This is a genomic window from Actinacidiphila sp. bgisy160 (assembly GCF_057707815.1).
This window is the reverse complement of sequence record NZ_JBYIQW010000034.1, coordinates 51,198-67,733: the sequence shown is the minus strand read 5'-3', so window position 1 is coordinate 67,733 and position 16,536 is coordinate 51,198. Positions and strand designations below refer to the sequence as shown.

Genomic DNA, 16,536 nt, shown 5'->3' with positions numbered 1-16,536 from the left:
CGAGGAGCGCGCCCTGGGGCCGGCCCGGCGGCCCGGCCCCAGGCTGTCATGCGCTGCCGCCTAACGTTTGGTCAGGACCACGTCGGCGGTGACGGCGTCGCAACCGCGCGGTCGCACGGTGCGCTCGGCCGTCAGGTAACCCTCGGCGCTGACCGTCAGGGAGACGGCGCGTCCGGCCCGCGGGAGCCACAGCTGGTACGTGCCGTCGACCGCGGTGCTCAGCGTGTGCGCGCCCGTCCCGGTCCCGACCCGGACCGTGGCTCCGGGCAGCGGCGTGGTGCCGCCGTGCCGCCCGGCACCGCTGACGGTGCCGCTGAGGTGCGTCCAACCGGACGGCGCCACCACGGTCATGGTGACGGGCACGGTGACGGACGCGTACGGCCCGTCGCTGTCGATGACCAGCCGCGCCTGGTGCACTCCCGCGTCGGCAGGCCCCATGGAGCCGGCGTCGACGGTGACGGTCAGCTCGGCCGTCCTGCCCGCGGCGACGGAGGACGCGCTCGCCTTCCCCGCCAGCCATGCCACGTCCCCGTGGGGCGCGTCGTAGCCGGGCAGTTCGAGGGCCGACGTCTGCATCACCCTGTCGGCGCTGAGGCCGCCCAGGACGGACCAGCCGGGTGCCCCGGCCGCCCCGTACAGCGGCTGCGGCAGGTTCGGCAGCGCGCTCCACGTGTCCGTACCGGGGTCGTAGGCGTAGGCCTCGTTGGTCACCGCGCCGGCCCCGGCCAGCACGCCGCCGGCGGCCATCAGCCGGCCGGACGCGGCGGCCGTCGCGGCGCCCCAGAAGTCGACCGGCGGATCGGCGATGGCGGTCCAGCGGCCGGCGGCGCGGTCCAGGGCGTAGCCGACGGCCGTGGCGTGCGGAGGCTGACCGTCGCCCTGGTGGACACCGCCCGCGCAGTACAGCGTCCCGTCGACGGTCCCGCAGCTCTGCCAGGAGGACGGTACGGGGTAGGCCGGGCCCAAGGACCACGTGTCGGCCGCCGGGTCGTATACCTGGACGTCACGGGTGCCGCAGGAGAAGCTGGTGCAGCCGCCGATCACGTAGAGCCGGTCGCCGACCGCCGCCGCGGCGGAACTGCCGTACGCCTTGGGCGCGTCGGCGATCCGCGACCACGTGTCGCTCGCCGGGTCGTAGACCTCGCCGCCGGCGATCGGCGCGCCCGCGCGGTTCTTGCCGCCGACGACGTACAGCTTGCCCCGGACGAAGGCGTAGGCCGCGCCGCTGCGCTTGGTGACGGCCGGGGCGAGGTCCTTCCAGCTCGCCGTGGCCGGGTCGTAGGAGCGCAGTGCGGTGGTCCACTGCCCGTCGGGTGTCTGGCCGAGACCGGTGTACAGGACACCGTCGTACGCGGCCGCGATACCCCCGGTCATGGGCTGCGGAAGGTCCGCGAGGGGCTGCCACGCCTGCCCGGCGGTCGCCGCGGTGGCCCGGCCGGAGGCCGTGGTGGCGGCCGTCGCGCTGTCGAGCGGGTCGGGCCTGGCCGCCGTCCGCTGCCTGACGGCGCCGGGCAGGCGCGCCGAGGTGTCCGCGACGGCCTGCTCGCCGACGGCAAGAGAGGCCGGGGCGCCACCGGTGTTGCGCACCTTCACGGTGACGGTCTTCTTCTCACCCCAGGGGACGGTGACGCCCACCGCTTCGGGGGTGGCCTTCAGCCGGGACGGCCGGAGGGCGAAGTCCGCGGTGGTGACCGCCTCGTCCTTGACCTTCACGGTGGACGTACCGGCCGGATAGCCGAAGCCGGGCAGCCCGGCGGTGAATTCCCGGCGGCCGGTCCGGGAGGAGAAGGCCCAGTACAGCCCGTCGCCGACGGCCGGGTCGTCCGGCGTGGCGATGCTGCGGCCGCTGTCCTGCGGTGCCTTCGCGGCGGAGACGGTCGCCCCGACGACGCCGGCGCCGGTGTTGGCGTCCGTCACCCGGCCCGTGAGCAGCCCGCCGGGCACGGTGACCAGCGAGCGGGTGCCGACGGCGACGTTGTCCAGCTGCCAGATGCCGGTCAGGGAACCGGCGAAGTGGAAGCGCAGCCGCACCGAGGGCTTCCCGGCGTAGGCGGCGAGCGGAACCGTCTGGTGGGAGGGTCCCTCCACGACGTCCGTGTGGTGCCAGAGGTTCTCCCAGTGGTCACCGCCGTCGGTGCTCACGTCGATGTCGGCCGTGGGGTCGTTGAAGCGCCACAGACTCGGCAGCGCGGTGTCGAACTCCAGCGTCGGCCGGGTCTGCGCCGAAAGGTCGTAGTCGGGGCTGATCAGCTCAGTGTCGACCTCGCCCCAGCCGAGGGCGTAGTCGTCCACCTGGGCGAAGCCGCCGTCACCACCGGTCTGGTTGCCGCGGGTCAGCGGGTCGTCGAATCCCCATCCACCGGAGTCGGTGTGGTTGACGATGCTCCACCCGGCCGGCTTCGAGGCGGTGTCGAAGGACTGGAAGCCGCCGCCGGCGTAGTCGAAGGCGTAGCCGGGCGGGAGGGTGCCCGTGCTGACCAGGGGCAGCGTGAGGTCGGCGGTCTTGGCGGACGAGCCGAGCACGACCTTCGTCTCGGCCGGCCGGTAGCCGGGGTAGAGGCCGGTGGCGCGCAGGGCGTAGGTCTTTCCGCGCTCGAGGCGGACGGAGTAGCGGCCGGTCCTGGGGTCGGTGTGGACGGCGCCGGGTACGCCGTCGACCGTGAGCCGGGCGTACAGGCCCCAGCCGTGTCCGCCGCCGTCCCGGACCGTCCCGGAGACCGTGGCGGTCGGCACCGCCGCGAGCGCGGCGTCGCGGACCAGCTCCGCGCCGTCGGCGAGGGTGACCTCGCCCAGGTTCCTCTGCGCGTAGCCGAAGGCGTCGACCGTCAGCGGGTACGTGCCGGTGGGCGCCGCCAGCGACCACCTGCCGTCGGCGGCGGTGACCGCCGTGTGCGTGCCCAGCCGCACCGTCGCGCCGGACACCGCCTTGCCCGTGGCCTTGTCGGTGACCTTGCCGGTCACGGTGCCGTGCGGGCCGGGCCGGAAGGCGCCGACGCCCTTCGGGGTTCCCAGACCCGTCGGTCCGTCGTAGCCGGGTCCCGCGGTGCAGCTGTTGGCGGGCTCGCACGCGGGCGGGTCGTCCGGGCCGCAGGGCGCGCCGTTGGAGCAGTGGCCGTTGCTGCCGGCGGTCACGTCGTTGAGCGCACCGGGGGTGCGGTAGGGGTACGCGGCCGGGTAGGTGCCCTCGACGGGCGTCCCGGCCAGCGCGTACAGGCCGGCGATGATCGGCGCGGAGGCGCTGGTGCCGCCGTAGACCCCCCAGCCACCGCCGGAGTAGGTGTTGTAGACCGCCACGCCGGTGTCGGGGTCGGCGACCGCGCTGACGTCCGCCACCGACCGCCGGTCACAGCCGGTGCCGGTCTGGAAGGCCGGCTTGGGCTGGTACGCGGAGCAGCCGGAGCCGCTGCCGCTCCACACCGTCTCCGTCCAGCCGCGCGCACCGCTGTCGCTCCTGCTGAGCGAGGTGCCGCCGACCGACGTCACGTACGGGGAGGAAGCCGGGTAGCTCAGCCCGTGGCCGTAGTCGCCGGAGGCGAACACCAGGGCCGTCCCGGGGTGGTCGAAGTACGCCCCGTCCAGGGCGGCGAGGTCGGGGCCGTCGTAGTAGGAGCCGTAGGAGTTGGACACGTAGCGGGCGCCCATCGCCACCGCGGTGTTGACGGCGGTGCCCAGGTCGTCCGTGGAGTTGCTGTCGGCCTCGACGAGCAGGATGTGCGCCTTCGGCGCGACGGCCGAGACCATGTCCAGGTCCAGGGAGATCTCGCCGGCCCAGCCGTCGTTGGGCTGCGGGTAGTCCGTGCCCCCACGCTGGTCGACCTTGCGGAAGCAGCCGTCGTCCGACGTGCAGGGCGGCAGCCCGTACTGGGCACGGTAGGCGGCGAGGTCCTGTTCGGCATAGGGATTGTCGAACGCGGCCACGACCGCGATGGTGGCCCCGGCGCCGCCTTCTTCGGGCAGGTCGTACGCCGAACGCAGGTCGGCCGGGCCGAAGCCGTCAGGCGCGGCGGAGCGTGCGCCGCGGGTGCCGGCGGAGTCCGCCTGCCGCACCGCGAAGCAGCCGAAGTGCCCGGGCTGGGGCGTGCCGCACAGCGACTGCGTCGCGGGCGCGGAGTCGTCGGCGACGGCGGACCCCTGCTGCGACAGTTGGACGGCGAGTGCGGTCAGCAGCAGGGCCGCGGCCGTGCCGGTGACACGCTGCCACCGCGACCCCGTTGGCCGGGCAGGGGCACCCCTCGATGACCTGAAGAGGGCGCGTGAAGGACGGGGAACGGGCACAAGGCGACTCCGATGTCCGGCGGAGTGGGCAGGGCGGTACTCCGATAACGTTGTCGGACGACGGGGCGGTCGCCCGAAGAAAGATCGCGCGCCCTCGACTGCCGGGTCAATGGCTGGAGTTGGCGTCTTGGCGCCGCGTGTCGTGTTCCCGACGCCGCCCCGGCCGGTGCTATGCGGCGGCCCCCCGCGAACCCCGACGTTCCTCCCGGCGCCGCTACGCCCGGGCCCGTGGGCTGGCCCCTTCGGTGGCCGCCGTCTGGCACGGGTGGCCGGGGTCCACATAGGCGCCTCGCGCGGCGGCGTCACTGCGTCGTCAGGTGCGGTGAGCAGTTGTCAGGGCCGACCGCCATGCGCTGCTCACGGCCATCGGACGTCGACCGGCACCTTCCTGCCGTCAGGTCCAAGCGGTGGAGGCGCCGTGGAGGCGCACGGCTCGAACGGGGCCGGCCCCTGTGCCCTGCGACGAAGTCCCGGGCAGGCCCGCCGGATACGCGCCGGAAGCCACGGGAGACATGGCCCTTGCCCGGACTTGGCATCCGGCACGCCCCTGCTGTGCTGATTCCGTTCGCGTTCCGTACGACTTCTGCGTGTTTCATGGCTGACGGCCGTGAACACGGCGGGTACGATCCCGCGTGTCCACTGCCGTATCGCTCTGGGTGCACGCCCGGTATCCGGACTGACAACGTTGTCATCCAGAAACGGCGCGTGCGTATCGCGACGCTGGAGAGGTTACGTGTCCATCAGATCCCATCCCCCCTTGCCTCGTGTCACTCCGCCGAGGGCCGCCGGTCGGCGCCGCAGGCCACTGCGCGCGACGGTCGCGGCGCTGCTGACCGGGGCGCTCGGCCTCGGCGCGCTGGCGGGTGGCGGCGCGGCCGCGGCAGTGCCCGTCGCATCCGCGGGGACGTTTGGGGGCACGGACTACACGAAACTGGTCGACCCGTTCGTGTCGACCGCCGGCGACGACGGCAACGACCTGCCGGGCGCCCAGGCGCCCCACGGCCTGGCCAAGGTCAACCCGATGACCACGCCGAACCGCAACCACACCGGGTACGACTACAACGAGGACCAGATCGCCGGCTTCACCGCGACGAACCTCGACGGTGTCGGCGGCTCGGGCGGCGGCGGCGACCTGCTGGTCGTCCCGACCTCCGTGCAGTACGACAAGCGCCCGGCCCCCAGCACCTACGCGCACGCGTACAGCCACACCGACGAGACCGCGACACCCGGCTCCTACCAGGTGGGGCTCGGAGCCATATCCGGAACCGGGTCGTCGGTGAAGCGGGACTCCGGCACCATCAAGGCCGAGATGACCGCGACGACGCGCACGGCGCTGGAACGGTACAGCTTCCCGGCCGGGTCGGAGCCCGGGCTCGTCATCGACCTCGCGAACAACTTCACCAGCCGCACCCGCTCGACCATGAAGGCGACGACGCTCCCGGACGGGACCACGTCGATCAGCGGGCTCGTCGCGGGATCGTTCAACGGCGCCTCGTACAAGCTGTACTACAACGCCACCACGAACGCCCCCGTCACCTCCCTGAAGAGCTGGGGCAGCGACGGCAAGCTGAGCGAGGCGACCACGCAGGACGGCGCCGACACCGGCGCCGTGCTCGGGTTCGACAAGTCCCACGGGGACGACATCGAACTGCGCATCACGCTGTCGCCCATCAGCGCCGAACAGGCCGCGACCGACCAGCGCAGCGAGCTGGGCGACCTCACCTTCGACCAGGCGCGGGCGCGGACGAAGGCGGAGTGGAACACCGCGCTCGGCGCCGTCGACGTACGCGCCTCGGCGAAGTCCGACCCCGGGTCGGTGCTCACCAAGGAGTTCTACACGCACCTGTACCGCATGTACGCGCTGCCGGTGAACGCCACCAGCACCAGCGGCACGTACCGCGGCGCCGACGGCGCGGTGCACAAGGCCAATGGTTTCACCTACTACGACGGCTGGTCCACCTGGGACGACTTCCGCAAGTACTCCGTCGAGGCCTACATCGACCCGGCCACCTACCGGGACATGATCCAGTCGCTGATCGAGCTCTTCGCCGACCAGCGCACCTCCGGCAAGAGCCTCGGCAGCCTCACCCATTCGGTCCCGACCGTGCGCTGGGAGCGCTCGGCCGTGCTGGTCGCCGACGCGCTGTCGAAGGGCTTCAAGAACTTCGACCGGCTCGACGAGGCGTATCCGGCGCTGCTGTCGTACTCCGGCTACTACACGGGGACCCAGTTGCGGCAGGGCTACGTCACCGGTGACCCCGGCACGACCGTCCAGCGCGGCTACGACCAGTGGGCACTGTCCGTCATCGCCGACGCGCTCGGCCAGAAGGACGACGCGAAGAAGCTGCGCGCCCAGTCGACCATGGCGATCGACAACCTCGTGAAGTCCGGCGCCTGGACCGCGGCCGACGGCACCAAGGTCGGTCTGCTCACCCCGCGCGCCGCGAACGGCGACTGGCAGAGCGCCGACTACGAGAAGTTCGAGGCGGCCGGCCTCTACCAGGGAACGCTCTGGCAGTACCACTGGTACGACGCGTACGACATGGGCGGCCTCATCGAGGCCATGGGCGGCGAGAAGGCCGGCAAGGCGGCGGTCAAGCACATGTTCGGCGAGGACTCCGACGTCGACGACGGCTCGACCATGCTGCACTCCAACGCGAACGAGATCGACCTGCAGGCCCCGTACCTCTTCAACTACGTGGGCGAGCCGAGCCTGACGCAGAAGTGGGTGCGGGCCATCTACACCGGCACGACCTGGAACCGCTACATCGCGACCGGATCCACGAACGAAGCCCCCAGTTCCGGAGGGCAGTTCACCCCGCCGGTCAAGACCCAGGTCTACAAGCTGTCCCCGAACGGCTTCCTGCCGACCATGGACAACGACGCCGGCACCATGTCGACCATGTTCGTCGGCGCCGCCCTGGGCCTTTTCCCGGTGACCGCCGGCTCCAGCCAGTTCCAGATCGGCAGCCCGTTCTTCGACTCCACGACGATCACCTACGCCAACGGCTCGAAGTTCACGGTGAAGGCCGACGGCGTGTCGCCGGGCAACTACTACGTGCAGAGCGCGACTCTGGGCGGAAAGCGGTTCGACAACACGTGGCTGGACTACTCGCAGATCATCTCCGGCGGAACGCTGGAGTTCACCATGGGCTCCAAGCCCTCACCGTGGGGGGCCGAGACCAAGCCCGCGTACTCGCTGAACACCGACGGGGGCGCCACCGGTGACGGCGGCACGGGCACGGGCACGGGCGACACCGTCGTCTCCGCCCGTCCCGGCACCGTCGCCACCGCCGAGGACGGCACCGTCGACGGCAGCGTGAAGCTCACCCTGTCCGGCCCGGTGACCTTCGCCGCCCACAAGGGCACCAGTCTCACCACGACCGGCGCGGCGAGCATGACCGGCCTGCCGAAGGGTGTCACCGGGGACCTCCGCGTCAGCGACAGGCGGACGGCGACGCTGTCCCTCACCGGCACCACGGACGTCGACGCCCGCTTCGGCATCACCTTCCACGACGCGGCCTTCGCCCACGGCGTACCGGCCTCCACGGTGAACGGCACCGGGATATCCCCGGCCGACCCGCTGCTCATCTCCGCTGCCGCGGTGCACCGCAAGGCCCTTGGCGCACTCGTCGACCAAGCCTCGCTGGTGCGCAGCGGCAGCTACTCCGACGGCTCCTGGAACCTGTTCCGGTCGGCACTCGAACGCGCGCGGACCGTCCTCGCGGACGCCGCCTCCGCGACGGGCACGATCATGGCCGCGGACGACGCGCTGCACTCGGCCATCGACGCGCTCACCATTGACGAGGGCGGCTACGCCGTCCTGCAGGCCGAGGACCCCGACGAGAAGCAGGGCCCCAGCCTGGTCAGCGAGCGGAACAACTCCGACGGCAACCTCGGTGGCGTCACCGAGGGATCGTGGGAGCGGTTCACCAAGCTGGACTTCGGCGGGGTCGCGCCGCGCAGCGTCTCGGTCCGCTACGCCAACTCGCAGCCGACGACCGCCAAGCCGAGCAGCGTCGACATCCACGCCGGCACCGCCGACGGCCCCGTCGTCGCCACCGTCTCGCTCCCCGGGACCGGAGGCTGGCAGTACTGGAGCACCGTACAGGCGGCCGTCACCGACCCGGACGCACTGCTGGGCGCGAGGAGCGCGACGTTCGTGTTCCACGCTCCGGCCGGCCGGCAGTGGGTGTCGAACTTCGACTGGTACCGGTTCTCGCCGTACGAGGTCCAGGCGTCCCCCACGACCACGCTCGCCACGCTGACCGCGGTGAACAGCACCACGACCGGTAACGGCTCGCTCCCGCTCAACCTCGGCAACGGCATCTTCGAGAACGTGACGAACGGCGCGTGGGCGCAGTGGAAGGACACCGACCTGGCGAGCGGCGCCGACACCGTGACCGTCCGCTATGACAAGCCCCAGTCGCGGGCGGCGTCGGACTCGCACATCGAGCTGCACCTCGGCGCGAAGGACGGTGCGAAGAGCGTCGCCATCCCCCTCGACTACAGCGGTTCGGGCTGGGGAACCATCGCCACCACGAGCGTGGACCTGGACCCGGGCGTCTTCACGGGCGTCCAGGACGTGTACGCGGCGTTCGTCTCCAGCACGCAGACCTCCGCCCAGCCCTATGTGGCCAACATCCACTCGCTGGCCCTGACGCGGACCGCCGGCGCCCCCGTGGGCTTCGACGCCACCGCGTTCGGCTCCCACAGCGGCGGCGGCCTCAAGAGCGAACCCGTCGGCTGGACCGGCTCGGGTTCCACCACCGACCTCGGCGGCACCTACAACGGAGCCTGGCTGAACTACGGGGACATCGACTTCGGCGGCTCCCCGAAGAACACCGTCACGATCACCTACGTCAACAACTCCGCCCGCTGCGGTACCGGTTCCGCCGTCCAGCTCCACCTGGACTCCTTCGACGCGGCCAACCCCGGTACGCCGTACGCGACCGTGCCGCTGCCGGTCACGGGAACCGCGTGGTCGTCCGGCGGGACGACGAGCCTGACACTGCCCAAGGCGATCACCGGCACGCACAGCGTCCACCTGCGACTGGCGACCACCCCCGACGCCTCGCACCCGTACGTGGCGAACCTGGGCCGGATCACCTTCGACCACGTCGAGACTCCCGCCGCCACGGACAAGTCCGCGCTGCGGAAGGCGATCGATCAGTACGAGGGGCTGTCCGACGACGCCGAGCGCTACAACATGATCGACTTCGGTGTGTACCGGCGCGAACTCGCGGCCGCACGCGCCCTCCTCGACGCCGACGACGCGACGCAGCTCGAAGTCGACACGCGGACGCGCAGCCTCACCCTGGCCGCGGGCCAGCTGGTCCCGCTTCCGCGGCTGAGGCTGGAGGACCTGGTCACCACCGCGTCGGCCCTCGACAACGACCGCTACACGGACGCGTCATGGAAGGCGTTCACCGCGGCACTGACCGCGGCGCAGACCGCGGTCGCCGACGAATCGGCGACGGACGCGACGCTCACCGCCCGGTACGACACCCTCCGTCATGCCCGGTTCGCGCTCACCACGAAGCCGAAGACGGTACCGGCCGCGCCCGACGCGGTGTCGGCGACCTCGTCCGGCACGAGCGTGACCGTCGCCTGGTCCGCGCCCGAGGACACCGGCGGCTCACCGGTCACCGGCTACCGGATCACCCTCAGCGACGGCCACCAGATCGAGATCAACGATCCGGACGGCCGGAGCGCGGCCTTCACCTGGTTGCGGTCCGGCAGGTCGTACACGGCACGCGTCCAGGCGGTGAACGCCGTCGGCACCTCGCAGCCGAGCGCCGCCACGGCACGGGTGGTCACCGGCGGCGGCAAGCCGCAGAAACCGGCCGTGACGGGTGTGGTCACCCACGGCAAGCAGGTCCGTGTGACCTGGCAGGCGGCCGGCGACGGCGGGTTCCCGATCACCGGCTACACCGTGGCCCTCGACGACGGAACCACCACGCACCTGCCCGCCACGACGGACACGGCGCTGCTCACGACCACGGGCAAGGCCAAGGCGCACTCCGCCACCGTCACCGCGGTCACCCTGGCCGGAACCTCGGACGGGTCCGCCGCGACCGTGCCGGTGACCACTCCGGCGACCGCTGAGACCAACGCCGCCGACCCGGCGTACGAGCCGTCGCCGTTCCCGGACGACACGCTCAACGCCACCTACGCGTCGGACAAGTGGCCGGGCACCGGCGACGGGACCGGCTACTTCCTCGGCCTGCTCAACGGATTCGACGACCTCGGCTCCGGCATCCTGGCCGCCAACACCAAGGTGCCGGGCGGCACCCCCCTCACCGCTGAGAACGACCGGATCGCCGTGCGCATCAACAACGCGGCGACGCAGAAGGAGGTGAACCGGGCCGAGGTCGACGCGACCAACAGCTCCACGGTCACGATGGCCGACGGCCTCGGCTCCCGGCTCGGCCAGATCTACCTCGACGCCCTGAACGGGGGCCGGCTGCCGAAGACCAGCGCGCTGTTCTCGCGCGTCACCAAGGGCCTCGACAAGGGCGGAGCGGCGAAGGACCACTTCGGCTACCAGCGCCCTTACGTCCGGCTCGGGTTCGTCGGCGACGGCGGCGCCGTCTACGAGTCGCAGGACGGCTCCTACAGCAGCCTCACCACCAGCGGTTCGTACCCCAGCGGCCACGCCTACGGCGGCTACGAGGCGGGGACGATCCTGGCCACGCTCCTGCCGGAACTGGCACCGTCGATCCTGGCCCGCACCTCGGAGTACGGGGACAACCGCATCGTCCTCGGGTTCCACTACCCGCTCGACGTCATGGGCGGGCGGATCTCCGGACAGGCCACCGTCGCGCACCGCTGGGCGGACCCCGGCTTCGCCAAGCTGCTGCTGCAGGCCCACACCGAGATGGAGAACGTACTGCTCGCGCTGTGCGCGAAGGAGGGCTACGGCGACACGCTCGCGGCCTGCGCGGGCGATTCCTACGGCGGCCTGACCGCGGCGCAGCAGGTCGACCTGTACACGCGGCGCCTGGACTACGGGTTCTCCCAGGTGGGGAAGTCCGGGCAGGCCCTCAAGGCGCCGTCCGACGCGGCGGCCCTGCTGATCACGGCCTTTCCGGACCTGTCGGCCGAGCAGCGCACCCAGATCCTGGAGCAGACCGCGACGGACTCCGGTTTCCCGCTGGACCTCACCGCGGACGGCGGAGCGAGCTGGGAGCGGATCAACCTGTCGGCCGCGATGGCGGCGAAGGTCGTCGTCAACGCCGACGGGTCGGTCAAGGTCACGAACCACACCGACGCCACCAAGGCCAGTGTCGCCGACGCCAAGGCGATCACCGTCGCAGGCGTCGCGATCGACGGCGTCGACCCGGCCGTGTCGACGTACGTCGTCGACTGGCCGAACAACAGGAAGATCCCGGCCCTCTCCGCCGTACCGGCCGAGTCCGGCGCTCAGGTGAAGGTCACCGACGGCAGCTCGGTCCTGTCCTCGACCGGGCACCGGTTCACCACCCGCACCATCCAGGTGACCTCGGCCAACGGTTCGGTCACCCGGACCTACACGGTCGGGTTCCAGCTCACGGACCGCGACGACCGACCGGTCGCGGCCGGCGGCAACGGTGGTGACCGCATCACCGGGGCATCCGACCCGCTGAGCCGCGGAGGCAACGGAACCGGCTCCGCGGGCGGCGCCGGATTCTGGGCCCCGGCGACGGAGTGGGCGAATCCCCTGTGGATCCCCCAGGCGTAAGGCACGACCCGGCCACGGGACCCGCCGTGCCCCGTGAGGGCGCGGCGGGATCCCGCTGACCCGCGGGAAGGGCCACGCCGCCGACGACCCCGGGGCTGTTCACCGCGGGCCCCATGGGACATCGCTTCTCCCGGCGGGTGGCTGATCGAGTATCACGCTGGCGGACGGTGGTCTGTGGTGGCGAGGGTGCGACCGACAGCGCTGCCCGATAAGCCGAAATGTCCCATACGAGAAAGATTCGACACTTCTGTCCGTGCGAGTCGCGGAAGAACTCGAAAAAATTCCGGTCCGGATGTGCATCCCCTTGCCCCTCCCGGAAGTCCTACGGTCTGGCGGCCATGTCATGCCGTCAACCCATAGGAACATTTGGGGTACTCACTTTGAGAAACGGTATAAAAATCACATCCCGCGTGTCCGCGGTGAGCGTCACCCTGGGAGCGGTGTTGTCCGCCGGGGCGCTCACCGCGCCGGCCCACGCCGCGACGCTCGCGGTGCCCACGATCACCGCCAAGGGCGGTTTCGTGATGAACAACGGGACCGGCAAGGCCCTCTACTCCAAGGCCGCCGACACCCGTCGCTCCACCGGCTCCACCACCAAGATCATGACGGCTCGCGTCGTGCTCGCCCAGCCGAATCTGAACCTTGACGCCAAGGTGACGATCCAGAAGGCGTACAGCGACTACATCGTCTCCAAGGGCGCCTCCTCGGCGCGCCTGATCGTCGGCGACAAGGTGACCGTCCGTCAGCTGCTGTACGGATTGATGCTTCCGTCCGGCTGCGACGCGGCCTACGCCCTCGCCGACAAGTTCGGCACCGGCTCCACGCGGGCCGCACGGGTCAAGTCGTTCATCGGCAAGATGAACTCGACGGCCAAGACCCTGGGTCTGAAGAACACCCACTTCGACTCGTTCGACGGCATCGGGAACGGGGCGAACTACTCGACCCCCCGCGACCTGACCAAGCTCGCCAGCAGCGCGATGAAGTACTCCACCTTCCGTACGGTCGTGAAGACGAAGTCGACCAAGCAGAAGGTGACCACGAAGAGCGGTGGCTACCGCTACATGTCGTGGACCAACACCAACACGCTGCTCAAGAGCTACTCCGGGACCATCGGGGTCAAGACCGGCTCCGGCTCGGTCTCCAAGTACTGCCTGGTCTTCGCCGCGACGCGGAACGGCAAGACGGTCATCGGCACCGTCCTCGCATCCTCTTCGGCGACCAGCCGTGCGACGGACGCGACGAAGCTGATGAACTACGGGTTCAAGAAGTAGGCCAGCGCACGCACCATGTGAAGGGTGTGCTCACGACCGCGCGGTCGTGAGCACACCCTTCGTCGTGTGGCCGTGACTCGGGACCCCGTCGGGGCCACCCTCGAGGCGCGCCCGTCACCGTGACGCTGGGCGAACGGGCCGGCGGCCTCCAGTCCGAGGCTCTCCGCGGCGGCGTACCCCTCCAGACCGGCTCGGCCCCGGCCGGGGCGAAGCGCACCGCCGCGCCGTCCGGGGACGCCTGGCAGGCCGCCCCCGACCTCCCGGAGACCGTGCGGCCGCGGAGCCGGCACGGGTCCGGGGTGTGCCGGCCGGTGGCGCGCACGGACGTCTGACCCGGTCCCCGGGGAACCGCCGGCACGCGCAGGCGAACGACGCCTGATCACCGAGGCGGCCGCGATCCTGGCCGCGGTCGACCTCCGGGTCCGGGAGCGGAAGCGCGATCCGCGGACTCGACCGTAAGCCGTCACTCGATCGGTGGCTCCGGAGGCGGCTCACCCGTTCGCCCCTGCCCCTCGGCGCCCCGCAAAGCCTGCGGGACGGGAATCGGCGGCGCCACAAGGCCGGCCGTCGTTCCCACGGCCAGGGCCAAGGACGACGGGTCGGCGCGCCCTCGACGAGGCGGCCCCCGCGCGGCCCGGGGTGTCCCGTGCGAACCATGGTGAGGCGAATGCCGGCCGGCATTCGCTTTCCACCTTCCCTCAGTCGGTTCGTACCGAGGGCGAAAGGGTGTACGGCCGCGTCGCTGCGGCATCGCGTCATCTGTGGCGGGCGGTTTCGTTACCACTGGTCAGGCTGGCAATGGGACAATTCGTCTTGGGGTGAGTCGCCTGCCAGGGGAACCGATGACGAGGGTTGCCGCAAGTGCCGCTCCCGGTTTTGGAGGTGTGCTGCGTGCATCCAGGCCGACCGGGCAAGAGTTTCGTTTTCCTGCTCCTCAGCGTTGTGCTGGTCTCGGGGGTGCGGTTGGCGCTGGCCGCTGCGGACGTTCACGTCATGGGCATGGCGGAGTACGCCGTCCTGATCCCGGTCGTGGCCAGTGCCCTGCTGTCGGTACGGCAGACCATGATCGTCGGATTGTTCAACCTGGTTGCTGCCGTCGCGCTCTACGGAGTCCTCCTCCACGGCATGGGGCGCACCAACCAGATCACGATCATCTCGGCATTGGCGTTGGCTTTGGGTATCAGCCTGGCCGTCTGCCGAATCCGTATCGCGGGCGAGAGGCGGTTCAGCCGGCTCATGATCGCCCGCGAGCGGCTTTCGCTCCTCAGCGAGGCCAGCAGCCGCGTCGGAAGTACTCTCGACGCGGCTCGAACCGCCGAGGAGCTGGCCGAGGTCGCCGTGCACCGCTTCGCGGACCACGCCACTGTTGATCTCTTCGAGAGCGTCCTGCGGGGTGACGAACCCTCCTTGCGCCCCGGTACCGGCGATCTCAGGCTGCGCCGCACCGCCGAGGCGGGCTCGTCGGCACCCCGGGAGGGCATGGGGCCGGGTGAGACCGTCGTCTACCGGGAAGGGGCGCAACCGACTCTTGGGCTCTTCACCGGCAGGCCGATCATGCTGAACATCAGGGGCGCCGCCCCCTCGCCCGCCGATGCCGGCGACGCCGGTACGAGCGGCGTGCACTCGGCGCTGGCCATTCCCCTTCGCGCCAGGGGGGTGACCCTGGGTGCGGCACTGTTCACGCGTTCCCCGGCCAGGGACCCCTTCGACGCCGACGATTTGCTCCTGGCGCAGGAGATCGGAGCGCGCGCCGCGGTGTGCGTGGACAACGCCCGCCGCTACACCCGTGAGCGCAACACCTCCCTGGCGTTGCAGCGGAGCCTCCTGCCTCCGACGACGCCGAGGCAACCGGCGGTGGAGGCGGCCACGCGCTACCTGCCCGCGGGCCTTTTCGCAGGAGTGGGCGGTGACTGGTACGACGTGATCCCGCTCTCGGGCGCACGCGTCGCCCTGGTGGTCGGTGACGTGGTCGGCCACGGGGTGCACGCCTCGGCGACGATGGGGCGGCTGCGTGCCGCCGTACGGACACTCGCCGACATCGACCTGCCCCCCGACGAACTGCTCACCCACCTCGATGACGTCATCACCCGGCACCCGGACGCCGGCGATGCCACGAGGGCGAGCCATGATGCCGGACCGGTCGCCGACGAGATCGTGGCGACCTGTCTGTACATGATCTACGACCCGGTCTCACGCTGCTGCACGGCCGCCCGGGCCGGCCACCCGCCGCCCGCCGTCATGCGTCCCGGATCGGGCGTCGAATACCTCGACATCCCCGCCGGTCCTCCCTTGGGAGTGGGTGGACTTCCCTTCGAGACGGCGGAAGTGGAACTGCCGGCCGGCACGCGGCTCGCGTTGTACACCGACGGCCTCATCGAGTCCCCCGGCCACAGCCTCGACGAAGGACTCGAGAATCTCCAGAAGGCGCTCGCCGAACCGCTTTCCTCCCTGGAGGACATGTGCGACCACGTCCTGCGCACGGTGGCCGGCGAAGCGTCCCGGGACGACGTCGCCCTCGTCGTCGCCCGCACCCGGGAGCTCGACCGCACGCACGCCGCGGCGTGGAACCTCTCCGAGGACCTCACCGAGGTCGCCCACGCCCGGGACCTCGCCTCGTCCCTACTGGAGGGCTGGGACCTGGAGGAACTGGCGTTCACCACGGAACTGGTCATCAGTGAGCTGGTCACCAATGCCATCCGTCACGGCTCGGGTCCGGTACAACTGCGGCTCATCCGTGAGGACACCCTGATCTGCGAGGTGTCCGACGCCAGCAACACCGCTCCCCACCTGCGTCGCGCCCGCATGCTCGACGAGGGCGGGCGGGGGCTGTTCATCGTGGCGCAGATCGCCGAGCGCTGGGGCACGAGGCAGCGGTATGACGGCAAGACCATCTGGGCCGAGATCGCCCTTCCCGCATTGACGCCGCAACGAGCCTGAGGCCGCTACGCGCACGAGACCCCCAGCGGTGTGGTCCAGGGGAGGTCTAGGGGCGTCTAGGGCGGGCCGAGCCGGTTGGCAGCCGCACGACCACACACCACCGCGAGGCCGTGCGTCGAGGCCACAGGGGTCTTCGTCGCGACGCGTGAGGTGCGTCGACGCGGTAGCCATCCGACCCTGGGCTTGTACCTGTCTCCAGGGACGGGGCGATTCCACACGGCCCACGCGGGGTCCGGGTCGCACGTGCTGAGGTCTCGGGAGGCGGAAGGGAGCGAGGGCCGTGGGCCGGTATGCAAGGGTCGCGGCCTCGGCGGGGTCCTAAGCTCAGCG

General features: G+C 71.2%; 5 protein-coding genes. 4 read left to right on the top strand and 1 reads right to left on the bottom strand.

The features are described from left to right. Positions 1 to 60: 60 nt before the first annotated feature. Positions 61 to 4,275 carry a carboxypeptidase regulatory-like domain-containing protein gene (locus AC3EUJ_RS24585; protein WP_431964830.1) on the bottom strand — a complete coding sequence of 1,405 codons (4,215 nt, stop codon included), beginning with the start codon at positions 4,273 to 4,275 and terminating at the stop codon, positions 61 to 63. Positions 4,276 to 5,032: 757 nt separating this feature from the next. Between AC3EUJ_RS24585 and AC3EUJ_RS24580 the strand changes: the two genes are divergently transcribed. The 4 genes from AC3EUJ_RS24580 (at position 5,033) to AC3EUJ_RS24565 (ending at position 16,206) form a co-directional block, all read left to right on the top strand. Beyond that, entirely contained in the window at positions 5,033 to 11,998 is a 6,966-nt protein-coding gene (locus AC3EUJ_RS24580) for a glycoside hydrolase domain-containing protein (RefSeq protein ID WP_431964828.1), read from the top strand. A gap of 419 nt (positions 11,999 to 12,417) precedes the next feature. Then, the gene (locus AC3EUJ_RS24575; protein WP_431964854.1) at positions 12,418 to 13,269 is read left to right on the top strand and encodes a D-alanyl-D-alanine carboxypeptidase family protein; all 852 of its coding nucleotides are present in this window, start codon (positions 12,418 to 12,420) and stop codon (positions 13,267 to 13,269) included. A gap of 119 nt (positions 13,270 to 13,388) precedes the next feature. Continuing rightward, the gene (locus AC3EUJ_RS24570) at positions 13,389 to 13,601 is read left to right on the top strand and encodes a hypothetical protein (RefSeq protein WP_431964826.1); all 213 of its coding nucleotides are present in this window, start codon (positions 13,389 to 13,391) and stop codon (positions 13,599 to 13,601) included. 559 nt (positions 13,602 to 14,160) lie between these two features. Beyond that, positions 14,161 to 16,206 (top strand): ATP-binding SpoIIE family protein phosphatase, encoded by a 2,046-nt coding sequence (locus AC3EUJ_RS24565; RefSeq protein ID WP_431964824.1) that lies wholly within the window; start codon positions 14,161 to 14,163, stop codon positions 16,204 to 16,206. Positions 16,207 to 16,536: the final 330 nt, after the last annotated feature.